This is a genomic window from Stenotrophomonas sp. STEN020 (genome assembly GCF_056760195.1).
Genome location: NZ_JBRREI010000026.1, coordinates 39,030 through 64,679, shown reverse-complemented (window position 1 = coordinate 64,679; position 25,650 = coordinate 39,030). Strand labels below are relative to the sequence as shown.

General features: G+C 64.3%; 22 protein-coding genes. 20 read left to right on the top strand and 2 right to left on the bottom strand.

The features are described from left to right. Window positions 1–212 precede the first annotated feature (212 nt). From ACVOLZ_RS12535 to ACVOLZ_RS12440, 20 genes are all read left to right on the top strand, one after another. Window positions 213–728, top strand: a complete 516-nt coding sequence (locus ACVOLZ_RS12535; RefSeq protein WP_481516433.1) for a sigma-70 family RNA polymerase sigma factor — start codon at window positions 213–215, stop codon at window positions 726–728. Beyond that, the gene (locus ACVOLZ_RS12530; protein ID WP_481516432.1) at window positions 728–1,675 is read left to right on the top strand and encodes a DUF4880 domain-containing protein; all 948 of its coding nucleotides are present in this window, start codon (window positions 728–730) and stop codon (window positions 1,673–1,675) included. Before ACVOLZ_RS12535 ends, ACVOLZ_RS12530 begins: the two co-directional genes overlap by 1 nt. A gap of 70 nt (window positions 1,676–1,745) precedes the next feature. Then, window positions 1,746–4,448, top strand: coding sequence for a TonB-dependent receptor (locus tag ACVOLZ_RS12525; protein WP_481516431.1), 2,703 nt, complete (start codon window positions 1,746–1,748; stop codon window positions 4,446–4,448). A 10-nt stretch (window positions 4,449–4,458) separates the two neighbouring features. Further along, window positions 4,459–5,052: a biliverdin-producing heme oxygenase gene (locus tag ACVOLZ_RS12520; RefSeq protein ID WP_481516430.1), complete on the top strand. Its 594-nt coding sequence runs from the start codon at window positions 4,459–4,461 to the stop codon at window positions 5,050–5,052. A 1-nt stretch (window position 5,053) separates the two neighbouring features. Beyond that, window positions 5,054–6,181, top strand: a complete 1,128-nt coding sequence (locus ACVOLZ_RS12515; RefSeq protein WP_481516429.1) for a TonB family protein — start codon at window positions 5,054–5,056, stop codon at window positions 6,179–6,181. A 316-nt stretch (window positions 6,182–6,497) separates the two neighbouring features. Then, window positions 6,498–7,148, top strand: a complete 651-nt coding sequence (locus ACVOLZ_RS12510) for a hypothetical protein (RefSeq protein ID WP_481516428.1) — start codon at window positions 6,498–6,500, stop codon at window positions 7,146–7,148. Window positions 7,149–7,212: 64 nt separating this feature from the next. Then, the gene (locus ACVOLZ_RS12505; RefSeq protein WP_481516437.1) at window positions 7,213–8,964 is read left to right on the top strand and encodes an alpha/beta hydrolase family protein; all 1,752 of its coding nucleotides are present in this window, start codon (window positions 7,213–7,215) and stop codon (window positions 8,962–8,964) included. A gap of 64 nt (window positions 8,965–9,028) precedes the next feature. Further along, window positions 9,029–9,565: a GNAT family N-acetyltransferase gene (locus tag ACVOLZ_RS12500; protein WP_481516427.1), complete on the top strand. Its 537-nt coding sequence runs from the start codon at window positions 9,029–9,031 to the stop codon at window positions 9,563–9,565. Next, complete coding sequence (locus ACVOLZ_RS12495; RefSeq protein WP_282272227.1) at window positions 9,562–9,894, top strand: non-heme iron oxygenase ferredoxin subunit; 333 nt, start codon at window positions 9,562–9,564, stop codon at window positions 9,892–9,894. Before ACVOLZ_RS12500 ends, ACVOLZ_RS12495 begins: the two co-directional genes overlap by 4 nt. Before the next feature lie 295 nt (window positions 9,895–10,189). Further along, window positions 10,190–10,621: a hypothetical protein gene (locus ACVOLZ_RS12490; RefSeq protein WP_481516426.1), complete on the top strand. Its 432-nt coding sequence runs from the start codon at window positions 10,190–10,192 to the stop codon at window positions 10,619–10,621. 119 nt (window positions 10,622–10,740) lie between these two features. Then, complete coding sequence (locus tag ACVOLZ_RS12485; protein WP_481516425.1) at window positions 10,741–13,044, top strand: TonB-dependent receptor; 2,304 nt, start codon at window positions 10,741–10,743, stop codon at window positions 13,042–13,044. A gap of 91 nt (window positions 13,045–13,135) precedes the next feature. Beyond that, entirely contained in the window at window positions 13,136–13,828 is a 693-nt protein-coding gene (locus ACVOLZ_RS12480) for a Fe2+-dependent dioxygenase (protein ID WP_481516424.1), read from the top strand. After that, window positions 13,825–14,538, top strand: coding sequence for a tetratricopeptide repeat protein (locus ACVOLZ_RS12475; RefSeq protein WP_481516423.1), 714 nt, complete (start codon window positions 13,825–13,827; stop codon window positions 14,536–14,538). The genes ACVOLZ_RS12480 and ACVOLZ_RS12475 overlap by 4 nt, the downstream gene beginning before the upstream one ends. Before the next feature lie 111 nt (window positions 14,539–14,649). After that, the gene (locus ACVOLZ_RS12470) at window positions 14,650–15,063 is read left to right on the top strand and encodes a hypothetical protein (protein WP_481516422.1); all 414 of its coding nucleotides are present in this window, start codon (window positions 14,650–14,652) and stop codon (window positions 15,061–15,063) included. A 117-nt stretch (window positions 15,064–15,180) separates the two neighbouring features. Then, window positions 15,181–17,595, top strand: coding sequence for a TonB-dependent receptor domain-containing protein (locus tag ACVOLZ_RS12465; RefSeq protein WP_481516421.1), 2,415 nt, complete (start codon window positions 15,181–15,183; stop codon window positions 17,593–17,595). Between the two features lie 372 nt (window positions 17,596–17,967). Then, window positions 17,968–18,612: a PepSY-associated TM helix domain-containing protein gene (locus ACVOLZ_RS12460; RefSeq protein ID WP_481516420.1), complete on the top strand. Its 645-nt coding sequence runs from the start codon at window positions 17,968–17,970 to the stop codon at window positions 18,610–18,612. Between the two features lie 25 nt (window positions 18,613–18,637). Beyond that, complete coding sequence (locus tag ACVOLZ_RS12455; RefSeq protein WP_481516419.1) at window positions 18,638–19,159, top strand: DUF2271 domain-containing protein; 522 nt, start codon at window positions 18,638–18,640, stop codon at window positions 19,157–19,159. A gap of 25 nt (window positions 19,160–19,184) precedes the next feature. Beyond that, complete coding sequence (locus ACVOLZ_RS12450) at window positions 19,185–19,991, top strand: DUF4198 domain-containing protein (RefSeq protein ID WP_481516418.1); 807 nt, start codon at window positions 19,185–19,187, stop codon at window positions 19,989–19,991. Window positions 19,992–20,166: 175 nt separating this feature from the next. Then, window positions 20,167–21,147 (top strand): FAD:protein FMN transferase, encoded by a 981-nt coding sequence (locus ACVOLZ_RS12445; protein WP_481516436.1) that lies wholly within the window; start codon window positions 20,167–20,169, stop codon window positions 21,145–21,147. Next, entirely contained in the window at window positions 21,144–22,754 is a 1,611-nt protein-coding gene (locus ACVOLZ_RS12440) for a sulfite reductase subunit alpha (protein ID WP_481516417.1), read from the top strand. Before ACVOLZ_RS12445 ends, ACVOLZ_RS12440 begins: the two co-directional genes overlap by 4 nt. 170 nt (window positions 22,755–22,924) lie before the next feature. Here the strand turns inward: ACVOLZ_RS12440 and ACVOLZ_RS12435 are convergent, their stop codons facing one another. Together ACVOLZ_RS12435 and ACVOLZ_RS12430 are read right to left on the bottom strand one after the other, a co-directional pair. Further along, complete coding sequence (locus ACVOLZ_RS12435) at window positions 22,925–23,527, bottom strand: HutD/Ves family protein (RefSeq protein WP_481516416.1); 603 nt, start codon at window positions 23,525–23,527, stop codon at window positions 22,925–22,927. Between the two features lie 202 nt (window positions 23,528–23,729). After that, window positions 23,730–25,562 (bottom strand): 3-hydroxybutyrate oligomer hydrolase family protein, encoded by a 1,833-nt coding sequence (locus tag ACVOLZ_RS12430; RefSeq protein WP_481516415.1) that lies wholly within the window; start codon window positions 25,560–25,562, stop codon window positions 23,730–23,732. Window positions 25,563–25,650: the final 88 nt, after the last annotated feature.

Here is a 25,650-nt window from a genome sequence, read left to right as displayed (position 1 = left end):
CCCCGCGCATCGGGGGGGCGCGTTCCCCCGCCCGCCGCCCCCCCCCCCCCCCCGCCCGGGTGGCCGCCGGGGCCCCCCCCCCCAAGCCGGCACACCCGCAGTGATCATCGAAACTGCAATCTGAAAGCCCATCAGCTTCGCGGCTGACACCGCTCCTACCGCTCCTTCGTCGCCGCGTGCAATAATGCGAACAATTCGCATTTGCACAAACAATGAGCCCCGCGTCATCCTCCCTTCTTGCCACTCTGTTCCGCGACCATCACCGCTGGTTGCTGGCACGGCTGTGCAGACAGGTTCGGTGCCGCTGGGATGCCGAAGACCTCACCGCCGAGACCTTCAGCCAGGTCGCAGCATCACGCACGCCGCTCGCCAGCATTGATGAACCACGTGCCTTCCTGACTACCATCGCCAAGCGCCTGTTGTTCCATCTGCGCCGGCGCCGTGATCTGGAACAGGCTTGGCTGGAACAACTGCGGCACAGCCCCGAGGCGTTCTCGCCTTCCCCCGAAGAGCGGGCGTTGCTGCTGGAGACTGTGCTGCTGGTCGACCGCAGCATGCAGTCGCTGCCGGCACCAGCGCGCGCCGCCTTCCTCTACAGCCAGCTCGACGGCATGGGTCACGAGCAGATCGCAGAGCAGCTTGGCGTATCGGTACGCACGGTCGGTCGCTATCTGCGCCAGGCATGGGCGTGCTGCCTGCAGGATCTGCAGCACTCGGAGACGCTCTAGTGAGCGCGCAAACCGCAATGGATGCCGCCATCGACTGGATGGTGCTGCTGCAGTCCGGAAGCGCCGATGCAGAGAGTCGTCAGCAGCTGCAGCGTTGGCTGGATGCCTCTGCCGAGCATCGCAACGCATGGCAGCAGCTGCAGGAAATACAAGGCCGCTTCCAGCGCCTGCGCGAAGTTTCCCAGCGCCACCCCGGCCAGGACCAACAGGCCCGCGAACTGCTGCTGCGCCCATCACGGCGTGTCGCGCTGCGTTCGCTGGCGGCCTTCGCACTCACCGCTGGTGGCGCCGCCTTGCTGGCCGACCGCAAGTTCCCGCTGCGCGAACTCAGCGCCGACCTGCGCACCGCTACCGGGCAACGCAGGCACTTCAGCCTTGATGACGGCAGCGAACTTGTACTGGATGCACGCAGCGCAGCGGACCTGGAGTTCGACGCAAGTCGCCGCCAGTTGTGGCTGCGGCGTGGCCGAGCACTGCTCGACATCGCCGCGGACCCACGCCCGCTGTTGCTGCATTCCGTGCATACCAAGCTCAGCCTGCTGCGCGGCAAATTCATGGTCGAACGCGATGAGACCTCCACCCAGGTCTCCGCGCTGGCCGATCATCTGCTGATCGAAGACAGCAGCGGCCACAGTCTGCGCCTGCAGGCCGGCGAAGCTGCGTGCATCGACGCCAGCGGCATCACCGCCCTTGGCAGCAATCCACTGCAGCTGACCGACTGGCTGCACGGCAGGGTCAGCCTCGACAACGCGCCGTTGCTGGATCTGGTCGAGCGCCTGCGCGCATACCGCAGCGGCTTCCTGCGGGTGTCGCCAGAGGCCGCCGCGCTGCGCGTGCAGGGCGTGTTCGCGCTGGATGACAGCGATCGCACACTCGCCGCGCTGGCCGAAACCCTGCCCTTGCTGATCCGTTCCTACGGCCCGGTCACCCTGATCGAAAAAAAATAGCGTGAGCGTGTCCGGTTTTGCGCCCTCGATACACATCCCTATCCGAAACCCTCTTTCGGAAGCCGTATCGATGTCCGCCTCCCCCCTGCTTCGCCCTTCCTGCCTTGCCCTGGCCTTGTCCTTGGCCTGTGCCGTTCCGCTGGCCCATGCGCAAACCTCAGCCGCTGATGCGGCAGTAATCGACTACCAGATCAGCGCCGGTCCGCTTGGTGCCAGCCTCAACCGCATCGCCGCCAGCGCCGGCCGCACCTTGTCGGTGGACCCGGCACTGCTGCAGGGCAAGCAGGCCAAAGCCGTGCATGGTCAGTACTCGGTCGAACAGGCCGCTGCGCAGGCCTTGCAAGGCAGCGGCCTGCAACTGGCCACCACCGCCAGCGGCGCATTGACCGTGCAGCGCGCGCCGGCCAATGGCGTGGAACGCATCGGCACGCTGCGGGTGCAGGGTGACCAGGGAAACCGAACCCAGCTGGGCGATGACGGTCGCAATCCGGCTGATACGCCTTACAGCTCGCCGCAGTCCGGCGCTCACCTGTCGCTGCAGCAGATCGAGCGTTCGCGTGGCACCCAGGCTGGCGACATCTTCAAGGGAGTGGCCGGCGTCATCAACGGCGACAACCGCAACTCCGGCGCACTGGACCTGAACATCCGTGGCATGCAGGGCTTCAATCGCGTGCCGGTGCTGATCGACGGCAGCCAGCAGCAGGTCACCGTCTACCGCGGCTATGCCGGCGTGGCCGGGCGCAGCTACATCGACCCGGACATGATCGGTGGCATCGACATCCAGAAGGGCCCGACCGGCGGTGCCGAGGGCGTCGGCGCAATCGGCGGTGTGGTCAGCATGCGTACCTTGAACGCCGACGACATCATCAGCGGCGACAAGGACTGGGGTATCCGCCTGAAAGGCGGCTTCAGCGACAACTCCACTTCACCGCCACCGGCCTTCACCACCGGCGGCCTGCGCAATGGCGGTCGCTTCGTCACCGACTGCGGTGGTGGTGAAATCTGCACGCCCAAGCCGCTGCCCACCGAATTTGCCGACGACACCGGCATGGATCGCCCATCCACCGGCAAGCCGACCGGCGGCAGCGGCAGCGTTGCCGCCGCCAAACGCTGGGAGCACTTTGAAGTGGTGGGCGTATTCGCACGCCGCAAGACCGGCAACTATTTCGCCGGCGAAGGCGGTCCGGACGCCCCGCAGCCGGTCTTCAGCACCGAGCGCGTGACCAACATCTTCGGCTGGTGGACCGACTACACCAACGTCAGCTTCAGCGGCCTCAACCGCTTCCGTGCCGGCGAAGAAGTACTCAACACCTCGGTGGACAACCAGTCCTGGCTGTTCAAGGCGACCTGGAAGCCCAGCCCCGACCAGGCGCTGGAAGTAGGCCGCATGAAGTACCAGAGCCGCTACGGCGAGCTGATGCCTTCGGCCATCCTGCGTGGCGAGGGCGCGCTGCAATCGGCGCTCAGCGACGTCGATGCCGACACCTGGACCGCGCGCTACCGCTGGCAGCCGGCCAACGAGCTGGTCGACTTCAAGGCCAACGCCTGGCGTACCGCCCTGGACAACACCATCCGCAACGTCTACTCGTTCCCGACGCTGCCACCCGAGTACACCTATATCGAGACCACCTATCGCCAGGCCGAGCGTTGGGGCATCGACGCCACCAACACCTCGCGTTTCATAACCGGCTGGGGCGACGTCGCCCTGCAATACGGCTTCACCCACGGCAAGGAAGACGTGCATCCGATCAGCGCCAAGCAGAGCTTCAGCAGCAACAACGCCAAACGCGAGGAAAGCAGCCTGTTCGCCAGCGCCGAATGGGTGCCGACCGATTGGTTGAAGCTCGACGCCGCGGTACGCCACACCCGCTACAAGAGCTATGACCGCGAGGTCACCCGGGTGCCGTCACAGACCCGCCCCATCACTTATACCGACGTGCATCTGCAGGGCAAGGCCAGCGGCAATACGCCGATCGCGGCGATCACCTTCACTCCGGTCGAGGGCGTGCAGGTCTACGCGCGCTATGCCGAAGCACTGCGCATGCCCGGCCTGTTCGAGACCAGCTCCGGGCCGGTACCCAGCATGTTTGCGATGGACCTGCGCCCGGAGCACGCCAAGAACCGCGAGTACGGCATCAATCTGCTGCGCGACGGTCTGTTCACCGAGGGTGACCAGGCACGCCTGAAGCTGGCGTACTTCGACAACCACGTGAAGGATTACCTGACCCGCACAACCGTGCAATTACAGGGCTGGGTGTCGGCGCCGGTGATCGAAAATATCGACAACGCCGACTTCAAGGGCTACGAGATCACTGCCGAGTACCGCACGCCGCGCTTCTTCAGTGAACTGTCCGGCAGTTATTACACCCACACCAACTTCTGCCACAGCGACCGTGCCTATCCGACCAGGTCACCGGCCTGCTATCCAGGCGGCGTCACCGACAGCTATGCCAGCAATCACGTCCCACCACGCGCCTCCGGTGCACTGACGCTGGGCACGCATCAACTGGAGCAGCGCCTGACCGCCGGTGGCCGGGTCAGCTACACCGGCAACCGCCCGACCCTGCCGCGTGCCAGCAGCATCATCCCGGTGGTGGATTGGGGCTCCTACGTGCTGGTCGACGTGTTTGCCAACTACCGCATCAATGACCACGTCGCGCTCGACCTGAGCGTGGACAACCTCACCGACCGCTACTACATGGACGCGATGACGCTGGGCCTGATGCCCTCACCGGGTCGCACCGTGCGCATGGGCTTCACCGTCAACTTCTGAGGAACCGCATATGTCCGCTTCCCCAATGCTGCTGGAAATCAGCCGCAGCCAACGTTTGAAAGCCGCCACCCACGGCACCCACGAGCGGCTGGACCAACGCATCATGCGCGGCGAACCGTTCGCCTCGCTTGAGAACTACCGGCGCTTCCTACGCGTGCAATACCGTTTCCATCGCGATCTGGCGGTGCTGTATTCGCTGCCCGCGCTGCAGGGCTTGCTGCCAGATCTGGCCGAGCGCCAGCGCTTGCAGGAACTGCAGCAAGACCTGCTCGATCTGGGTGAAGCCCTGCCTGCCGATGATCATGCAGCCCTGAACAGCGACATCGACCCGGCCACCGCGCTGGGCTGGTTGTACGTGGTCGAAGGCTCGAATCTCGGCGCTGCCATCCTGTTCAAGCTGGCAGCGAAGATCGGCCTGGATGCCAACCACGGCGCCCGCCACCTGGCCGGACACCCGGATGGCCGCGCGCGTCATTGGCGGCGTTTCACCGAAGCACTGGATGGCAACGCGCTGGATGCCGAGCAGGAGCAGCGCATGGTGGCCGGTGCCACCGCGGCATTCCAGCGCGTGCATGGCTATGTCGAGCAGGGCTTTGCCGACTGAGATGGAGGCAACGCTGAGCACCGCACCAACCCCGCCACGGCGCAACCGCGCCGTGCGCGTGGGCTATCTGCTGCTGGGCATGTTGATGGTGGCACTGGGCATCATCGGCGCATTACTGCCGGTGATGCCCACCACCATCTTCATGATCCTGGCCGCCGCCTGTTTTGGCCGCTCCTCACCGCGTTTCGAGCGCTGGTTGCTGCAGCACCCGCAATTCGGTCCACCGCTGCGGCTGTGGCGCGAACAGGGCGCGATGTCCAAGCGCGCCAAAGCATTTGCCTGCGGTGGCATGACGCTGGGCTTTGCGATGTTCTGGTACTTCGCGCATCCGTCCCTGCTGTTGTGGCTGGCGGTTGCGGTCGGCATGGGTGGCTGTGCGCTGTATCTGCTGACCCGGCCGCTGCCGCGCGGTGGGACCGATATCCCGTCCCCGCAATCCGAAGAACGTGGCATCCGCTCCGTCGCCGCAACCTTGACCGTGTTGCTGCACATTGGAATGTTCGCGCTGTTGTTGTGGAGCCGTACACCGAGCATGGATCCATCGCTGGAGGAGCCCGCCGAACGCACGCAACTGGTGATGCTGCCACCGCGCGCACCGGAGCAGCCGCTGGAAGAAGTGGTCGCACCCACGCCTTCCACAGCGGCCTCGGCGATGAAACAGAAGCCGGAACCGCCACGCCCGTTGCCACCATCGCCCCCACGCGCCGACGCCAACTGGATGATTCCGCCACCCGCACCGCCACAACCCGTGCAGCAGGCACAGGCACCGCAGCAACAGGAAGCATCGATCGCAGCGGCACCGCTGACGCCGCCGTTGCCGACCGGGCCGAGCGTGGCCAACCCCGGCAAGGACAGCTGGGAAGGCCGGGTCATGGCCAAGCTGGAACGGCATCGACGCTATCCCAACGCCGCCCGCGCGCGCCGCGAACAAGGCGTCGCCCACATCCGCGTCAGCCTCGCCCGCGATGGTTCGGTGCTGTCGCTGACCTTGGAACAGACTTCCGGCTCGGCCATGCTCGACCAGGCCGCACTGGATACCTTCCGCCGCGCCACGCCATTGCCGGCCGTGCCGGAAGCACGCAAAGCGCCGCTGGAACTGTCGTTCCCGGTGGAGTTCTTCATGCGCTGAGCGCAAGGCAAACTTTGCTTGTAGGAGCGGCGTACGCCGCGAAGCTGATGAACTGTCCGATGCAACGCCTGCAAAGCCTCTGCCGAGCATGGCTCGGCACTGCAACCAGCATTGCGTTTGTTGTAGCGGCATTGGGTGGCCTCGGGCCACAAGCTGCGAAGCCACAAAGCCCAAAGCCCAAAGCTCTACCCCTCCCCAACCCTCCCCTTGCCCGTGGCAATGGGAGGGCACCTCTCCGGCCGCGGAAGACCTCACGGCAACACTTGTCTCCTGCTACATGTCATGCAAGCCTTGCAGGCTGAGAACGGGGGTTGGAATGAAGCACGGACGCACCTTGTCATTGTCACGAGCTAGCCTTTGGCTGCTACTCGCCTGCCTGTGCTGGCCCACGGCCAGCTGGGCCGCTATTGATGCGGTGAAACCCGGCGAAATCCCCGTGCTCAAACCTGGTGAGGCACTGATTCTGGCCGCGGTGGACACCAATATCGAGCTGGATTCGGTTCGCCTGAATCGCGATGGCAAAGTTTGGGGCGATGGTGTGATGTCGCGTCTGCAGGCCGGCCACAATTACCGTCTTTATGTCGCCAGTGCTGGGCGCTATGTGTGGCGTGAACTGCAACCCTTCAATGGCTTCCGCTACCTGCTCAAGGATGAAGAAGAGCTGGCGTTCCAGGTCGATGCCGGCACGATTGTTTATCCGGGCGACCTCGTGTTCCGCCCCACTTCGATGTGGCGTGCTGACGTTCATCGCTCCAACCGCAGCCTGGCAGCGATGGACTGGCTGCAGCGCACCCCATCCTGCGTTGTATGCACGCTTTGCTTTCACCTATGCCGGTCACTACTCAGACCCGTTCCCGGCCTTTTACAAGGAACAGGCTGGAGCCAGGACCTTTCCGGCCGAGGTCGAGACGACAGCGGCAGCCAAGAAGCCCGCAGCGGACAAGGACAAGGACAAGCCCGCGATTGACCCCTATTGGCAGGACCCGCAGATACTGGCCTCCAGCCTCAACCCTGCCGGCACCTTGTTCGCCATGCAGGTGCGTCAGGATGACGAGCATTGGGCAGTGGACATCATCGACCTCAAGTCCAGCATACAGACCCGGCTGGGGAGCAGTGACGTGCCGTTGGCCTCGTTCCGTTGGGCCGACGACGAAACGCTGCTGACCTCGGTACGTCTGTCCAACGGTTTGAACCGAGTCTCCGTGTTGCATATCACTACCGCTGCCGACGGCAAACCGCGCTATGCCAGCTATCTGATTCCTGGCGAAGGCAGGGTGCTGGATCTGCTACCGGGCAAGCCCGGCCACATCCTGTTTGCAAGCAGGGCCCGCGACGGCATGTTGATGGTCCACCCGCTCCATGTAGCAAACCAGGCCGCTGTCGAAGGCTTCCGGGCGCAGACCCGAAGCCGCCTGAACACCGGCATCAACGATGACACCTGGTGGTTTGCCGATGGCGCCGGCGAGCTGCGCCTGGGCATCGTCCAGCGCGGTGAAGACTACGTCCTGGTACAGCGTCAAGCAGATGGATTCCGCGATGTCATGGTGCTGTCGGACGAGCTCGACTTCGACCCGATCGCGATCTCCGCGGATGCCAGCAAGATCTACGCGCTGACCGACGAAAAACGCAGCCAGCGGGATCTTGTCGAATATGACGTGGCCACACGTTCGATCACACGCACCCTGTATTCGCAGCAGGGCACCGACGTGCAAGCGGCGATCTTCGACGACAAGCGCAACCCCATCGGGGTTGAGTTCTACCGTGATGGTCAATTGCTCTCGGACTATTTCCAGGACAACGACGCCCGCATCGGCAGGCAGCTGGGCAACGCTTTCCCCGGCCGGGCCGTGCAGCTGATCGGGCGCAGCCGTGACGGCGGCAGCATGGTCGTGGAGGTGGACGGTGCCGACGCGCCATCACAGCTATACCACCTTGACACGCGCCAGAACCGTGCTTCATTGCTGGCGCAAGCCTATCCCTGGCTGGCGGACCGTACTTTCGCGCCAACCCAGGTACTGAAATTCAAATCCAGCGATGGCCTGGACGTAGAGGCATTCCTTACCTTGCCGCCAGGGCAGCAACCACGCCCGCTGGTAGTTCTGCCCCATGGCGGCCCAATCGGCGTTGCCGACAGCCTGCACTTCGATCCTGAAGTGCAGTTCCTCGCCTCCCGCGGCTATGCCGTGTTGCGCGTCAACTTCCGCGGCTCGGAAGGATATGGACGCGCCTTCCGTGAAGCCGGGCACCGCAACTACGGCACGCGCATCGAGGACGACATCGATGCGGCAATCAATCTTGCGCTGGCCAGCTACCCGCTTGATGCGTCACGGATGTGCGTGGTCGGCAGCAGCTATGGCGGTTACTCGGCGCTGGTTTCCGCCATCCGCTGGCCACAGCGTTTCCGTTGTGCGGTCTCCATCGCCGGCATCAGCGATCGCTCGCTGTTCTTCACTGCCAGCGATACCGCACGCAGCGAAAAGGGCAGGCAGTTGGCCGAGAAAATGATGGGCAACCCGAACGAAGATGCCGCTGCGATCCGCGACACCTCCCCACTCTATCGCTATACCGAACTGTCCATCCCGGTGATGCTCGCCCATGGCCGAGAGGACCAACGCGTGGACTTCGAGCACAGCCGGCGCATTTCACGGATGCTGCGGCTGGCCGGGCGACCTCCGGTGGAACTGTATTTTGATGAGGAAGGCCATGGCGTGGTTGACCCAGCCAACCGTACTGCGTTGTGGAAACGCGTTGGCGAGTTCCTGGACCAATCCACCAGACAGTGAGGCCAGATCCCCGGCGCAAGCAGCTGAACTGTTCGCCTGCAGACGCCGGGACTAGAATGTGGGCATGGACGCACTCACCTTCCGCAACGCAACCGCCGCCGATATCCCGGCCCTGATCGATCTGGTCACCTCCGCCTACCGTGGCGACGCCTCGCGCGTCGGCTGGACCACCGAAGCCGACATCCTCGATGGCCAGCGCATCGATGCCGCCGGCATCCAGGGCGACCTCGACCGCCCGCGCAGCGTGATCCTGCTCGCCGAGCAGGACGGCCAGCTGCAGGCCTGCTGCCATGTCGCCGATGAAAACGGCCACGGCTACTTCGGCATGTTCTCGGTCAGCCCCAACGCCCAAGGCGGCGGCATCGGCAAGCAATTGATGCAGCGCGCGGAACAGCATGTGGCCGAACAGTGGCAGCTGCCGACCATGCAGATGACGGTGATCGATTGCCGCGACGAGCTGATCGCCTTCTACGAACGCCGCGGTTATGTGCGTACCGGCATCAAGAAGCCGTTCCCGTATGGCGATGAACGCTTCGGCATCCCCAAGCGCGACGACCTGCAGTTCGAAATCCTGGAAAAGCCGCTCGGGGCCACCGCATGAGCGAGACCTGGACCTTCATCTGCGCCAGCGAAGAGCTGCTGCCGGGCGAACTGAAGACCGGCTTCGATGAAGTCACCGGCTCACCGATTGTCGTATTCAACCTGGACGGCGAACTGTATGCACTGGAAGACCAGTGCACGCACGAAGAATTCGAACTGTCCTCCGGCACCCTGGACCCGGACGAAGGCAGCATCGAGTGCATACTGCACGGCGCCCGCTTCGACATTCGCGACGGCCGCGCCCTGTGTGCCCCGGCCTACACGGCCGTGCCCAAGTTCCCGGTCAAGCGCGAACACGGCGGCATCTGGTCGCGCGACGACCGCGACTGAGCCCGGCCCCGGTCACGGGAGCTGCAGCAGCGGCTCCCCTCTGCCAATCCAGCGCAACACGCCAGCCAGCCGCATGCACTGCAACCTGACTCGCGGCACGGGCAATCCTGACAGCCCAGAAATCGGTTGTCTGACCGCAGGCATCTGTATAGCCCCACACCGCCTCCAGCGAATCGCCTGTACCCATAAAAGGCACGGCTGTCCTAGGCACATCGGCATTGCAAACGCAAACAATTCTCAATAAGATGCGCATCTATCGCGATAACGCGAAATTAACGGCCCGCGTCTTTTCCCCATGTCTTCCCCGTCCACCAAGGTTCAAACGCTGACTGTCGCCACCGTGCGACGGCGCCTGCCTTGGCTGATGCTGGTGTTCGGCATGTTGCTGGTCTGGGCCGTGGCACTCCAGGCCAAGGCCGCAGTCGCCGTCCCGCTGACGCTGGAAGGTTTCGACCAAATCCTGGTTTCGCCTGAGCCCGGCCATCCGCAGCAACCGCTGCAGATGACCGCGATCAGTGAATCCGGCGGTGAGACATCACGCCTGAGCAAGCAACGCCCGGCACCGATGCTGTCCAGCCCGGTCCAGCTTGTTCCTGTTACACCCAGCCACGTCTTCCTGACTGCCGCCAGCGACACGCTGCTGCAGCACGCGGTTGAACGTGCCCAGCGCTATCCGCTGGCACCGTACCTGCTGCTCAATCCCGGCCACGCCCCGCCGCACGCCTGAGCCATCGCTTTACCTTGCCGCTGCACCTTTGCTGCGCCGGCCCCCCCCTTTTTGCTTCCCCCCCTTTGCATCGGCTGGATCTGCCGGTGCGCCCTATTTGTCTGCCTACGAGTCCAACCATGACCCCTGTGCGTACCCCGCTCACTTCTGCCCTGCTGCTCGCCATTGCTCCGCTTGCCGCCCACGCCGCCCCGGATACCGCTGCCGACGCAGCCACTGATCAGCGCAAAGCCACTGAACTGGATGCGGTAGACGTACACGCCGAACAGGCGCGCCTGCAGTCCTCCAAGTTCACCGCGCCGCTGCTGGATACGCCCAAGTCGGTTTCGGTGATTTCGCAGAACGTGATCGAGCAGACCGCAGCCACCACCTTGCTGGATGCCCTGCGCACCGTACCGGGCATCACCTTTGGCGCTGGCGAAGGCGGCAACCCGACCGGCGACCGCCCCTTCATCCGTGGCTTCGACTCGGCATCGGACATCTACGTGGACGGCCTGCGTGACGTCGGCAGCCAGACCCGCGAAGTGTTTGCCATCGAGCAGATTGAAGTGCTCAAGGGGCCGAGCTCGGCCTATAGCGGTCGCGGCTCGGCCGGCGGCAGCATCGGCCTGGTCAGCAAATCGCCGAAGCTGCGCGACTTCGTGCAGGGTTCGGTGGGTTTGGGTACCGACAGCTACCAGCGCGCCACGGTGGATGCCAATGCGGTGATCGGTGATGGCATCGCCACCCGCATCAACCTGATGAAGCACGACAGCGACATCGCCGGCCGCGACGAAGTAAACGTCAGCCGCTGGGGCATCGCGCCGTCCATCGCCTGGGGCCTGAATGGCCCGACCCAGTTCACCCTGGGCCACTACCACATGGAAACCGACGACCTGCCCGATGCCGGCGGCTTCCCGTACAACAACCCGTTCACCAGCGGCGTCAACGTTCCCAAGAACGGCGACGGCAGCCCGATTGTGCCGGACCGCAACAACTTCTACGGTCTGGTGGACCGCGATTTCCAGGAAACCAAGGCCGACATCACCACCGCCAACCTGTCGCATGAGTTCGGCGCGTTCACTGCCCGCAACATTGCCCGCTTCGGCCGTACCACCAATGACTACCTGTGGACCCAGCCAGACGACAGCAAGGGCAACCCGAACCTGTACGGCACCTTGTGGCGCCGTACCAACAGCCGCGCTACCCGCACTGAAAGCTTCATCAACCAGACCAGCCTGACCGGCGAGTTCAGCACGGGCGCGATCAAGCACAACATCAACGCAGGTATCGAGTACTCCGAAGAGAAGACCCGTCGCGGCAGCTATCTCATCGGCGATGTGCGCCGCCCCAACGGGCAGACCACTGCGGGCACCAACAACCCGCTCACCGGCAACCAGGTCTGCGCCACCACCGGCGCCGCCACCGGCTATAACTGCACCGACTTCGCCAACCCGAACCCGCATGATCCGTGGTCGGCTTCGCACACTGTCACCCGCAGCAACCCTGCAGTCGACGTGCGCCAGACCAACCGCACGCGCTCTGCCTACCTGTTCGACACCATGGAGTTCACCCCGCAATGGCTGTTGAATGTGGGCGTGCGCTTTGACGACTACGATGCACGCCTGATCACCCCGACCCCGGCCGCCATCGCCGCGGGTACCGATGACCTGCGCAATGCCCAGTCGTTCTGGAACGGTCAGGCCGGCCTGGTGTTCAAGCCGGCTGCGAATGGCAGCATCTATCTGTCGTGGGGCACCTCGTCCACGCCGGTCGGCATGGACGGCGGCGATGGCGCCGACGGTATCAGCGCGAACATCAAGAACCTGGCACCGCAGCGCAGTCGCAACATCGAACTGGGCACCAAGTGGGATCTGCTGGACCAGCGCTTGTCGCTGACTGGCTCCATCTTCCAGACCGAAATGAACAACGCGCGCGTCACCAGCGACGCCGGCACCATGGAGAACGCGGGCCGCAAGAAGGTCAAGGGTGCCGAAATCGGCATCAGCGGCACCATTGTTGAAGGCCTGCAGGTATTCGGCGGCTACACCTATCTGGATGCCGTGGTTGAAGACAACGGTTTTGCCCTGGTCAACGGTGCCTACGTGCCGTCGCCATTCAATGGCAATGCGTTCCCGAACACCGCCAAGCACAGCGCCAGCATCTGGACCACCTGGTCACCGACTTTCGTGCAGGGCCTGACCGTGGGCGCTGGCGCCAACTACGTCGACAAGGTCTACGGCAACGTCAACAACACCAAGTGGATTCCGTCGTATACCCGTTGGGACGCGATGGCCAGCTACACGTTCAATGACACTTACAGCTTGCAGTTGAACGTGCAGAACCTGACCGACAAGGTGTACTTCACCAAGGCGTATGCTTCGCACTACGCGGCGATCGCACCGGGCCGCGCAGCAACGCTGACCTTCAACTTCAAGTTCTGATACCGGTGCTCAGATACCGGCGTACTGATCGTCAGCTTTAGATACACACGCCCCCGGCATCGCGCCGGGGGCGTCTCTACAAGGAAACACCATGCTGCTGCACATCCCCGATGTACTCACGCGCGAACAGGTGGCACTGGCCCGCCAGCGCCTGCAGGAGGCGGGCTGGGCAGACGGCAAGGCCACTGCTGGTTATCAATCGGCACAGGCCAAGCAGAACCTGCAGTTACCCGAATCGGACCCTGCCGCACGTGCGCTGGGCTCGATGATTCTGGATGCGCTGGGGCGCAACGACACTTTCTTTGCTGCAGCCTTGCCGAGGCGGGTCTACCCGCCCCTGTTCAATTGTTATCAGCAAGGCCAGACCTTCGGTTTCCACGTCGACAATGCCATCCGCTACGACCACATAACTCGCCCCAATGATCCGCAGCCGGTACGTACCGATCTGTCGGCAACCCTGTTTTTGGCGGACCCGGACGAATACGACGGCGGCGAGTTGGTCATCGAAGACACCTACGGCAACCAGCGTGTGAAGCTGCCCGCAGGGCACATGGTGCTGTATCCCGGCACCAGCCTGCATCAGGTCACGCCAGTAACCCGCGGTGCGCGCGTGGCATCGTTCTTCTGGATTCAAAGCATGATCCGCGATGACGGCCATCGGCGTCTGTTGTGGGAGCTGGACAGTTCGGTCCGTCAGCTCACCCAGGATCATCCGCAACACCCCTCTCTGGTCAGCCTGACCGGCGTTTATCACAACCTGCTGCGACAATGGGCCGAGGCGTGAGCGACAACGAAGCCGACATCCAGGCATTGCTGCAGCAACTGGTCGATGACCCGGATGGTGCATTGCGCGCACTTGAACAACGCGCGCAGAACGGCGACGCCGTCGCCCAGTTCCTGCTCGGCCAGGCCTGCATGGAAGGCCGCGGGCGGGCCATGGATACCAGCACCGGCATGGCTTGGTTCGAACGTGCCGCCAATGGCGGCTTGCCGTTGGCGATGAACATGTTGGGCCGCTGCCATGAGCTTGGCCACGGCACCTCGGTCAATCACGAACTGGCAGCCGTCTGGTATCGCAAAGCTGCCGACAACGGTCTGGATTGGGGCATGTATAACCTGGCCAACCTGCTGGCCACCGGCCGCGGCATTGGCAAGGATGAAGCCGGCGCCTACGCGCTGTACCTGCGCGCGGCATACGACGGTCACGCAAAATCGATGAATCTGGTCGGGCGTTGCCTGGAAGAAGGCCGTGGCGTCACCGCCAATCCTGGCGCCGCTCCGGCCTGGTATCTGCGCTCGGCCCAAGCTGGCGATTTTCGCGGACAGGCCAGCCACGCCTCGATACTGTTGGCCGCCGGTCAGATCGATGAAGCCGTCAATTGGCTGGGCAAAGCACTACTGCATGGCAGCCCGTCCTTTCTGCAGCAGATCCGGCCACAGCTTGCCAACTCACCGCATGCAGTGATCCGGGCATTGCTGACCGATCAGGATTGATATCCGTCAAGTTGATATCAATTCTCATTTGCAAAAGTTAACGAATCGTATCTACAATACCGCACCGCAAACGCTGGCCCCTGTCGCCGCGCCTGCAATCCGGAGATACGCATGCAGCAATCACAGCGCCAGCACGCATACAACAACGCCGCTTCCGGCGTTGTCAGCTTGCGTCCGCTGGCTTTGTGCATGTTGCTGCTGTTGTCGCTGTTGGCGGCCTTATGCCAGAGCGGCACCCAGCTTTCCCGGCTCGGCCTGGCCCAGAATGGCCATGCCTCGGCGCCGGCTGAAGAGCGTCAAGGCGGCGAACGCCACCTCGAAGAAGAAAGCCCGGCCAAGCTGCGTCGGGTAGCACAGCTGCGCGCACCACGCGCAGTCCAGCCCCAGCCTGATGTGCAGCAGCTGCTGTCTGCAGCGGACGGCGCTGTCCCCATCCGCACGCTCATCCCGGCATCCGAGCCGGTCACTGCCCATGCACTGGCCAGCCCGCGCCAACAGCGTGGGCAAGCGCCGCCGCTGAGCTGAAGCTCCGCGCCAAGTCGTTTCCGCTTCACTCCTCTCTTTTTCCCAGCTCGTCCCTGCACGCGTGCGCGCCTGCGGTGATGACGGCTGCAACCTGCATTCCTTGATCGAGGTATTCCCATGGCCCTGCGCCAGCGTCACCGTGTGTCCGTTTCCCGCCAACTGCTCAGCCTCGCCGTGCTCGGTGCCATCAGCGCCAGCGCCCATGCCAACGGCAGCGGTGCGCCGACCACGCTGGACAAGGTGGTCGTCACCGCCAGCGGCTTCGAGCAGAAGATCACCGACGCGCCGGCCAGCATCAGCGTGGTCAGCCGCGAGGAACTGGCACTGCGTCCGTACACCAGCCTGGTCGACGCGCTGCGTGACGTGGAAGGCATCGACGTCGGCATGGAAACCACCGACAAGAACGGTCGCGCCACCATCTCCATGCGCGGCATGCCGTCCGAGTACACATTGGTACTGATCGACGGCCGTCGCCAGAGCAACGTCGGCAACCTGTACCCGAACAACTTCGGTGGTGGCCAGTTCGCCTACATGCCGCCGTTGGATGCCATCGAACGTATCGAAGTGGTGCGCGGGCCGATGTCGACCCTGTACGGTGCCGACGCCATGGGCGGCGTGATCAACATCATCACCCGTCGCAACCAGAGCGAATGGCATGGCTCGGTGACGCAGGGCTTCACCGTGCAGCAGGAAGATGCGTTCGGCGATGCGCGTACCACCGACGTCTACCTGAGCGGCCCGCTGATCAAGGACCGTCTGGGCATGAGCGTGCGCGGCAGCTGGTATGACATCGACGAATCAAGCCCGGAATGGGATTCGCTGCCGTTGCCCGATGGCAGCCAGTGGGAACGTGCACTGGGCTTTGGCGGCGGCGGCAAGGCCGTTGCCAACACCAACTGGAACAGCGGCATCCGCCTGAATTTCAAGGCCAGCGACAACCACGACCTGTGGTTGGACTACGACGTCTCGCGCCAGAAGTACGACAACAGCAAGGGCCAGACCGGCACCCTGGACAGCGCCGCAAGCCTGTGGCGCAGCGGCGTAGCCACCATCCCCAACGGCAGCGGTGGCACCACCACCCGCCGCGTGGTGCAACCGCGCGTTGGCTATACCGCTTACCAGCGCTATGAGCTGGACCAGCTGGCGCTGACCCATCAGGGCCGCTACGACTTCGGCACGTGGCAGACCAGCCTGTCGCGCACCCAGAGCAACAACCTGGGCCGCTCGTTGCCGTTGACCCTGGACGAGCGCGCCGACCTGCAGACCCTGTGGAACGATGTCTGCCGTCGTCGCGGCCAGGCCGCCAACTGCAATATGGCCAGCGGCAACCTGTCGGTGCTCAATGACGCCGAGCGCGCACGCCTGCAGGCGTTCCTGCCGCGCCCGCTGCGTACCATGGAACTGGACGCGATGGTGCTGGACACCATGCTCGACCTGAGCTTCGGCGCACACAAGGTCACCGTGGGCGGCCAGTACAACAACACCGACATGACTGATGGCGTGTTCGGCATGGACGGCAACGGCTACCGCGACAACGTCAAGCAGAAGCACCGCACCTGGTCGGTGTTCGCCGAGGACAACTGGGCCTTGACCGACGCACTCACCGCCACGCTCGGCCTGCGCTATGACCACCACAACATCTTCGGCAGCCATGTCAGCCCGCGCGCCTACCTGGTGTGGAATGCCAGCGATGCCTGGACCGTCAAGGGCGGCGTCAGCACCGGCTACAAGACCCCGCGTCCGGACCAGCTGTTCCCAGGTGTCACCGGCTTCGGCGGCCAGGGTGTGATCCCGTTTGTCGGCTCGCCGCACCTGAAGCCGGAAACCAGCACCAACTATGAGATCGCAACGTATTACGACGGCGGCCGTTGGGGCTTCAACGCCACTGCCTTCCTCAACCGCTTCGACGACAAGATCGCCAGCGGCGGCAGCTTCGCCAACTGCGAAGTGGCGCCTGCCAACAGCGGCTACTGCATTGACGTAGGCCCGGGCTGGGCGGCGCTTGGGTACAGCGTTTTCAGCCAGAGTGTGAACCTGGACAAGGCCGAGACCCGCGGCGTTGAACTGGCCAGCCACGTCGACCTGCTGGACAACCTGCAGCTGCGCGGCAACTACACCTACACCAAGAGCGAGCAGACCAGCGGCGCCACCAAGGGCCAGCCGATCGCCGGCAACCCGGCCAAGCACATGGCCAATGCCAGCCTGAACTGGCAACTCAACGACGCCATCAGCCTGAGCCTGATCGGCGAAGGCCGCTACGACCGCTACCGCGACACCCTGCTGTCCAACGTGGGCGGCGTCACCAGCTCGACCGTGCGTTACTACGAGGACTACACCACCTTCCATCTGGGTGGCAGCTGGAAGCTCAATGACTGGCTGACCGTCAACGCACGCGTCAACAACCTGTTCGACAAGGACTTCGTCTCGCAGTCCTGCGTGCTGACCTCGCCCAGCGAGTACAGCTGCGTTGACGACTACGCGGTGAAGGAACAGCGTCGCAGCTACTGGCTCTCCTTGAACGCAAAGTTCTGATTTAGCTGACGCAGAGTGCCGAGGCGGAGCGGAGATCGGCCCCCTCCCTTGTGCGTAGCACAGGGGAGGGCTGGGGAGGGGTAGCTTCTGGCTTCTGCTCTCCACCCTGTCAACGCCGCAGCCCCGCAAACGTTTCCAGCACAAGCAGAACAACTCCCTCCCTTGTGCAACGCACAGGGGAGGGTTGGGGAGGGGTAGCTTTTGATCTTGCTTCTGACTTGAAGCAAAGAACCAAAGCAGCAGCCAGATCAAAAGCTACCCCTCCCCGGCCCTCCCCTTGCCTCCGGCAAAGGGAGGGGGCAATGCATCGCACAAATTGCGAATCATTCTCATTAGTGCTCTAATCGTCGTCCTTCACTTCCCCTGATTCCCGTGTCCGCAGACCGCAGCACCGCCACTACCGTGCAACAACAAGCCAGCCGTGGTTTCTGGTTGCGCACCTTGCATCAGTGGCACTGGATCAGCTCGGCGGTCTGCCTGATCGGCATGTTGTTGTTCTCCCTCACCGGCATCACCTTGAACCACGCGTCCAAGATCGAAGCCAAGCCACAGGTGCAGAACCTGCAGCTGGAATTGCCAGCTCCCGTGCTCAAGGCGCTGGGCGAGCGCGAAGACGGCAATGCGCCGCTGCCAGCGCGCGTCGCCGACTGGTTGTCCAATCGTCTGGAAGTGTCCATCGGCAGCCGTGAAGCCGAGTGGTCGCCGGAAGAAATCTATCTGTCCATGCCCGGCCCTGGCAGCGATGCCTGGCTGAGCATCGACCGCGAAACCGGTGCGGTGGAGTTTGAAAAAACCCGTCGCGGCTGGGTCTCGTACTTCAATGATCTGCACAAGGGCCGCAATGCGGGCCCGGGCTGGGGTTGGTTCCTCGACGTGTTCGCGGTGGCCTGCCTGGTGTTCTGCATCACCGGCCTGTTCCTGTTGCATCTGCATGCGCGGCAGCGGCGCATGACCTGGCCGCTGGTCGGCCTGGGTTTGCTGATCCCGCTGCTGATCGCCCTGCTCCTTATCCATTGACCGTCTTTCTCTCCGGAGTCGCACTATGCGCGTCACCCTGACCATCGCCCTGAGCGGTTTGATTGCCACCGCTCCTGCCGCCTACGCCGCCAGCCTCGACGTCAACGTCGAAGTGCCCAAGCTCAACGTGGCCGAATACCACCGCCCGTATGTCGCGGTGTGGATCGAAGGTGCCGACCAGCAGGTCGCCGCCAACCTGTCGATCTGGTACCAGCTCAAGGACACCGCCGAAGGCCATGGCACCAAATGGTTGCCAGACCTGCGCCAGTGGTGGCGCAAGAGCGGCCGCACCCTGCAGGTGCCGGTCGATGGCGTGACCGGCCCGACCCGCCCGGTCGGCAAGCACCAGCTCAGCTTCAGCGACCGCCAGCCGCAGCTGCGCGCCCTGCCCGCCGGCCAGTACTCGCTGGTGGTGGAAGCCGCACGCGAAGTCGGTGGCCGCGAACTGGTCAAGATTCCCTTCACCTGGCCGGCCCGTGCCGCACAGAACGGCCGTGCCCAAGGCACCTCCGAGCTCGGCACCGTCACCCTTGCCGTCAAGCCCTGATCCCCATTACCAACGGAGCCAACCGATGAAGCGTTCCCTCCTGCTTGCTGCCACCATCGCCGCCGTACTGCCGTTCTCCGCCGCCGCCCACAAGGCCTGGCTGCAACCGTCGCAGACCGTGATTGCCGGTACCAACCCGTGGATCACCGTGGACGCGGCCGTGTCCAACGACCTGTTCTACTTCAACCACGTGCCGTTGCGCCTGGACAACCTGGTGATCACCGCACCGGACGGCAGCACCGTGCAGCCGCAGAACGCCGCCACCGGCAAGTACCGCAGCGTGTTCGACGTCGAGCTGACCCAGCAGGGCACCTACCGCCTGGCCACCGTCAATGCCGGCCTGTCGGCCAACTGGCAGGAAGACGGCAAGCCCAAGCGCTGGCGCGGTAACGCCGCCACCTTCGCCACCGAAGTGCCGAAGGACGCCAAGGACCTGAAGGTCTCCGAGACCGCCGGCCGCATCGAAACCTTCGTCACCAACGGCAAGCCGAACGACACCGCGCTGCAGCCGACCGGCAAGGGCATGGAGCTGGTTGCCCTGGGCCACCCGAACGATCTGTTCGCAGGCGAGCAGGCCAAGTTCAAGCTGCTGGTCGACGGCAAGCCGCACGCTGGCCTGGAAGTCGAGATCACCCGTGGTGGCACCCGTTACCGCAACGCCCAGGAAGAGATCAAGGTCACCACCGACGCCAACGGCGAGTTCTCGGTGACTTGGCCGCAGGCTGGCATGTACTGGCTGGAAACCGGCACCGAGGACAACAAGACCTCGATCCCGCAGGCCAGCGTCCGCCGCCTGAGCTACGTAGGCACGCTGGAAGTGCTGCCGCAGTAAGGCTCAAAGCCCCTCTCCCGCCTGCGGGAGAGGGGTTGGGGTGAGGGCAAGACCGAAGCCGCATTGCTGAAATTCGCTGACGGCATGAAAAAGCAAAAGCTCCCCTCATCCGCCCCTTCGGGGCACCTTCTCCCGTAAACGGGAGAAGAAACACCTGCCCCAGCCGGCTTTTTTGATACCGATGTCCTCCAACTCCGACATCGCCGCCCTTGGCGGCCACACCATGGGCACCAGCTGGAGCGTCAAGCTGGTCGCCGCGCGCAGCCGTGACCTGCACCCGCTGCACGCCGGCATCCAGGCCGAGCTCGACCGCGTTGTCGCGCAAATGAGCACCTGGGAAGCCGACTCGGACATCAGCCGCTATAACCGCGCCGCCGCCAATACCTGGCATGCGCTACCCGATGATTTCTGGAACGTGCTGGTCACCGCGCGCGACATCGCCGAACGCAGCGCTGGCGCCTTCGATCCCACTATCGGCCCCTTGGTCGCGCTGTGGGGCTTTGGTGCCGATGCGGGCACACAGGTTGTACCCGATCCCGCACGTCTGGCCGACGTCGCCGCTCGCTGCGGCTGGAACAAACTGCAGCTCGACCCACAAACGCAAAGCGCGCTGCAACCCGGCGGCCTGCAACTGGATCTATCTGCCATCGCCAAAGGCTACGGCGTGGATCTGGTCAGTCGCTGGCTGCGCCGCATCGGCATCAGCGCTGCCTTGGTCGAAGTCGGCGGCGAACTGCATGGCTACGGTTTGAAACCCGATGGCCAACCTTGGCGCGTACTGGTCGAATCCGCGCCCGAAGAAGATGCCGGCGCCGACTACCCACCACGCGTGCTCGCGTTGGATGATCTTGCAGTAGCCACCTCCGGCGACCGTTGGCACCAGTTCGAACGCGATGGCGTTTCCTACAGCCACACCCTGGACCCACGCAGCCATGCCCCGGTCAGCCGCGCCGCAGCAGCAGTCACCGTGATCGCGCGCGACGCCATGCTTGCCGATGCCTGGGCCACCGCATTGACCGTGATGGGCGCTGACGAAGGCCTGGCCTTTGCCAACGACCATGACTTGGCTGCACGCTTCATCTCCCGCAGCAGCAATGGCCTGGTCGAAACCATGACGCCCGCCTTCCAGCGTTACCTGGACGCCAGCACGCAATGAACCCCAATCGCTCCACCCGCGCCCTGCTCGGCAATCTCGCCGTTGGCCTCGGCCTGCTGCTGATCGCCTTGTTGCTGCTGCGCCTGCATCTTGGCGAAAGCTGGTGGCCGGCCGCGCCGCTGGCACCGCAATGGTGGATGGCACTGGCAGCGTTGGCGATCTATGCGGCAGCTTGCTTCGCATTGTGGTGGTGCACCCGCCAACGCGATGACGATAGCGGCGACAGCAAGGAACCGCCGATCCTGGTGGTGTGGTCCAGCCAGACAGGCTTTGCCCAGCAGCTGGCGCAGCGCACCGCCGCGCACCTGCGCGCGGCCGGCCACAAGACCCGACTGCGCGCCATCGATCAGGTCGATGCGGCCCTGCTGGCCAGCAGCCGCCAGGCCTTGTTCATCGCCGCCACCACCGGTGAAGGCGATCCGCCCGACCATGCACTCGCCTTCCTCAGCCGGGTGATGCCGCAGCCGCTGAAGCTGCCGCAGCTGCAATACGCGGTACTGGCACTGGGCGACAAAACCTATGAACACTACTGCGCGTTCGGCCATCAACTCGATGAATGGCTGCGCACGCACGGCGCACAACCGCTGTTCGATACGGTGGAAGTAGACAACGCCGATGCCGACGCGCTGCGCCATTGGCAGCAACTGCTTGGCCAGCTTGGCGGCGAAGCAGCCAATGCCACCGATTGGAGTGCGCCGGCCTATCAATCGTGGTTGCTGCGCAGGCGTGAAGTACTCAATCCCGGCAGCATCGGCGGCAAAGTATTCCACCTGCAGCTGCAGCCCGCGGACGGAAAGCTGCCGACCTGGCAGGCCGGTGATATTGCCGAGATCGGCCCACGCCAATCTGCGGATGCGGTGGCGCATTGGCTGCGCGCCAACAACTTCGATGCTGCAACCGTGCTTGCCGATGGCCGCAAGCTGGGTGACGCCCTCGCCCACTCCCATCTGCCAGACAGCGTCGACAACCACGATGCCAACGCGCTCGCCGCCAGCCTCAAGCCACTGCCGCACCGCGAGTACTCGATTGCCTCAATGCCGGGCGAAGGCAGCCTGCAGCTGATGCTGCGCCGGCAGCTGCGTCCGGACGGCACACCGGGTCTGGCCAGTGGCTGGCTCTGCGACTACACCGCTATCGGCGACAGCATTGATCTGCGCCTGCGCAGCAACAGCAACTTCCATCCGCCGGGCAATGATGCCCCGCTGATCCTGATCGGCAACGGCACCGGCATTGCCGGCCTGCGCGCGCACCTGCGCGCCCGCATCGATGCCGGTGCGAGACGCAATTGGCTGCTGTTCGGCGAACGCAACGCGGCCCACGATTTCCATTTTGGTGCCGAGCTGCAGCAATGGCAGCTCGAAGGTGGGATCGAGCGGCTGGACACCGTTTTCAGCCGCGATGATGGTCAGTTCCATTACGTGCAGGACGCACTGGCCGCGCACAGCGATGTACTGCGGCAATGGCTGGACGACGGCGCCACCATCCTGGTCTGCGGCAGCCTGCAAGGCATGGCCCCGGCGGTGGACAAGGTCATCATCGACGCGATTGGCGCCGACGCACACCAAGCACTGCGCATCGCCGGGCGTTATCGCCGCGACGTTTATTGAATGTCGACCCCAGCTGTAGTGCCGAGCCATGCTCGGCAGAGGCCTTACAAGCAATCCCAACCGTAGTGCCGAGCCATGCTCGGCAGAGGCTTTCCCGGTAGTGCCCAATGCCGAGCATGGCTCGGCACTACAGGTGAAGCCTTGTGCTGTTGGTTCTGCGGCTTCGCGGCTTACGCCGCTCCTACAACAGCCGGGGCTACCTTTATCGCCAACAACTCCCCGCCACCGCTAAGCGTATAACGCTGCCTTTCACCGGCAGCCAACCACGCGGTATCGCCTGCCGACATCGCTGGCAACACGCCGCCTTCGAATTCGGCCTGCCCTGCCAGCAGATGGATCGCCCACGCGGCCTGCGGCTCGGTGAAGAACAACATGGGCCCGACCAACGGCCGATGCAGCAGTTCAGCCTGCAGGGCATCACGGCGCCACATCAGATTGAAGTCCTGGGTCACGCCGTCGACCAGCTCGCCCACCAGCTCCGCCTCGCCAGCGAAGTGCAGGCGCTGATACGGCGGCAGCAGGGTTTCGCAGCGGCCATCGGCAAAGCGCAGGCGCAGGCCTTCGCCCTGCAGCAGCACCAGCTCACGTTCTACACCAGGGAAGGCGGAGAAGGCCGCATCCTGTTCGATCTCGGCGATGGACAGGCGCAGCTGCCAGTCGCCCTGTTCGGGCAGGCGCAGGATCTCGCGCGTCCAACCCAGACCATTGCGCCAGCGCTCGCGCTGGTAGAGAGCAGACGGGATGACGCGGGAAGGAGAGTTCAGTGTATGCATCGGGCAATGATGCCATTACCGCGCAGGCGACTGTTTCTTTTGTGGGAGCGGCGTAAGCCGCGAAGCCACTGGACCAACAGCGCAGAGCAACGGCAACCCCTCCCCAGCCCTCCCCTTGCCTTCGGTAAAGGGAGGGGGCTCAAAGCCAACCCCTCCCCAACCCTCCCTTTGCTACGCAAAAGAGAGGGGGCAGAAGCTCTGCTTACTTCGGCATCGCCAGGTTCTCAGCCGTCAACGGCTTGCCTGCCCGCGGCGTGGTCGCAATCACCGCATCCGCCGGCAGCGCCGTGCCCTTGTCCAGGCGTGCCTGCACCCGATCCAACGCCTCGTACACATACGGCAACAGCGGCAGGTAACGCGAGCCGTAATCCGGCAGGCCGAGGAAACCATCGAAGTGCTGCACGTTCTGCACCTTCCAATAGCTCACCTCGCGCCCGGCAGTCTTCGCTGCAGCCGCATACGGCGCGCTGCTGAAAGCCGGTGGAATCAAACCATCGTCAGCACCGTGCACCACCATCACCGGCAGGCCCTTGCGCGGCAAACCAGCATGGGTGGCCTGGATGCCCGCCTGCACACGTTTAGCATCTTCGCTCTGCCCGTCCCACATACCACGCAGGCACTTCAGGCCAGCGTAGGTCAGGTCCGGCAAGGCGACTTTGCTGTCGAGCAGGCCAACGCCAGCGCCCGGCGGAATACCGCTGCCGTCGGAGATCCACGCCGCACGCTCAACTGCTGTTGCCGCACGCGGCGAGAAATCCGGATTCTGTGCGGCAAAGTTGAAGCCGCAGGGATGCTCGCCCACGCCATAGCGCCCGTAGGCCGAGGCATAGGTCGCGGCAATCGCACGCCACAGATCAAAGCCGGTGGACAAGGCACCCGCACGCAGCGAGGCATCGGTCCAGCCCTTGCTCAACATCAGGTCGTAAGCCGACTTGGCCTGCGCGGCCGGGGTCTCACCGCTGATCACGCCTTCGGCCGCCAACGTCGCGCAGCGCACTGCCGCGCCAGCCTGCAAGGCAGCCGTCATCGGCGGCTGCGGCAGGTTGCTCATATGCAGCTGCGCGCACGGCATCAACAGCCCCGCTTCGGTGCTGTAGTCATACAGCGCACGTGCGCCGGGGCCGCTGGAGTAGATGCTGGGCTCGCCCGCCACCACGGCGTCCAGCCAATCACCTTCCAGCTCGGCCGCGCGCAGCACCGCGCCGCCACCATTGGAAATACCGACGGCAATGATGCGGGTGTTTTCAAAAGTAAAAGGGGCGGCCTGTGGATAGGCTTCGGCCAGCGCCAACAGCGCGAACTCGGCAGCCTGCTTTACATGCCGCCCCCAATCGGCCTCCGGGTTGTCCTTGGAATGGGCATGTTTGAACGCAACACCCGAGGCGTTGATCGGCGCGTCCGGCACGAAGGCCAGATCGTTCACTTCACCCAATGCGCCGACCGTACCGTTGGCACGCACGCCGATCTGCGCGTTGAGGTCGTAATAATCGCTACCAGCGCCCTTGTCGGTATAGACCACGGCGCAGCCCTTGGGCAGGCCCCACGCAGCTGCGACCGAGACTGCGCCATAGATGCCACGCGAGCCCGACGCAGGCGCTACCAGCACGCAGCGCTTGGAGGTGTCGAAGTTGTCCGGCACCTGCGCCAACACGCGATGCGGCTGCTTGGCACCGGGCAGCCGCGCAAATGCCGAATACTCGCGGCCAGGCACGCTCTGCAGGCTGCCGAACAGTTCGCCGTAGCCGCCGCCCGGAGCGAGGTCGGCAATGCCGCGCCAGCTACCCCACAGCGCACGCCGCCGCAGCTCGTCCACAGTCGGTGCGCTGGCGTCGGCAAAGGCCGGCGGCGCCATGCTGCGCAGGCCAGCCAGGCCGAGCCCGGCGGTAAGCAGGTCATCACTGCCGCGGTGTTCGCTGCGGAGTTCGTTGCTGAACATGGAAGGCTCCACGGACTTGGATGCTGGGCCGCTGGCGCAGGAGGCCAGGCTCAGTCCGACGAATAGGCCGCAGGCGGCGCGCAATAGGGATTGGCTCATGGGCGCACCCTAGCAGAGCTGCGCCACCCGACTCATCGTACTTAAGTACCACACGTTTTTAGCGCGGCGGCTGCTACGTTTCCACCAT

What these genes read in the sequence shown, in the direction of transcription:
- ACVOLZ_RS12525 (WP_481516431.1), top strand. Translation starts at nt 1,746, where the DNA reads ATGTCCGCCTCCCCCCTGCTTCGCCCTTCCTGCCTTGCCCTGGCCTTG.
- ACVOLZ_RS12500 (WP_481516427.1), top strand. Translation starts at nt 9,029, where the DNA reads ATGGACGCACTCACCTTCCGCAACGCAACCGCCGCCGATATCCCGGCC.
- ACVOLZ_RS12430 (WP_481516415.1), bottom strand. Translation starts at nt 25,562, where the DNA reads ATGAGCCAATCCCTATTGCGCGCCGCCTGCGGCCTATTCGTCGGACTG.
- ACVOLZ_RS12510 (WP_481516428.1), top strand. Translation starts at nt 6,498, where the DNA reads ATGAAGCACGGACGCACCTTGTCATTGTCACGAGCTAGCCTTTGGCTG.
- ACVOLZ_RS12490 (WP_481516426.1), top strand. Translation starts at nt 10,190, where the DNA reads ATGTCTTCCCCGTCCACCAAGGTTCAAACGCTGACTGTCGCCACCGTG.
- ACVOLZ_RS12470 (WP_481516422.1), top strand. Translation starts at nt 14,650, where the DNA reads ATGCAGCAATCACAGCGCCAGCACGCATACAACAACGCCGCTTCCGGC.
- ACVOLZ_RS12465 (WP_481516421.1), top strand. Translation starts at nt 15,181, where the DNA reads ATGGCCCTGCGCCAGCGTCACCGTGTGTCCGTTTCCCGCCAACTGCTC.
- ACVOLZ_RS12515 (WP_481516429.1), top strand. Translation starts at nt 5,054, where the DNA reads ATGGAGGCAACGCTGAGCACCGCACCAACCCCGCCACGGCGCAACCGC.
- ACVOLZ_RS12480 (WP_481516424.1), top strand. Translation starts at nt 13,136, where the DNA reads ATGCTGCTGCACATCCCCGATGTACTCACGCGCGAACAGGTGGCACTG.
- ACVOLZ_RS12485 (WP_481516425.1), top strand. Translation starts at nt 10,741, where the DNA reads ATGACCCCTGTGCGTACCCCGCTCACTTCTGCCCTGCTGCTCGCCATT.
- ACVOLZ_RS12450 (WP_481516418.1), top strand. Translation starts at nt 19,185, where the DNA reads ATGAAGCGTTCCCTCCTGCTTGCTGCCACCATCGCCGCCGTACTGCCG.
- ACVOLZ_RS12435 (WP_481516416.1), bottom strand. Translation starts at nt 23,527, where the DNA reads ATGCATACACTGAACTCTCCTTCCCGCGTCATCCCGTCTGCTCTCTAC.
- ACVOLZ_RS12520 (WP_481516430.1), top strand. Translation starts at nt 4,459, where the DNA reads ATGTCCGCTTCCCCAATGCTGCTGGAAATCAGCCGCAGCCAACGTTTG.
- ACVOLZ_RS12455 (WP_481516419.1), top strand. Translation starts at nt 18,638, where the DNA reads ATGCGCGTCACCCTGACCATCGCCCTGAGCGGTTTGATTGCCACCGCT.
- ACVOLZ_RS12495 (WP_282272227.1), top strand. Translation starts at nt 9,562, where the DNA reads ATGAGCGAGACCTGGACCTTCATCTGCGCCAGCGAAGAGCTGCTGCCG.
- ACVOLZ_RS12440 (WP_481516417.1), top strand. Translation starts at nt 21,144, where the DNA reads ATGAACCCCAATCGCTCCACCCGCGCCCTGCTCGGCAATCTCGCCGTT.
- ACVOLZ_RS12505 (WP_481516437.1), top strand. Translation starts at nt 7,213, where the DNA reads ATGCAGGTGCGTCAGGATGACGAGCATTGGGCAGTGGACATCATCGAC.
- ACVOLZ_RS12535 (WP_481516433.1), top strand. Translation starts at nt 213, where the DNA reads ATGAGCCCCGCGTCATCCTCCCTTCTTGCCACTCTGTTCCGCGACCAT.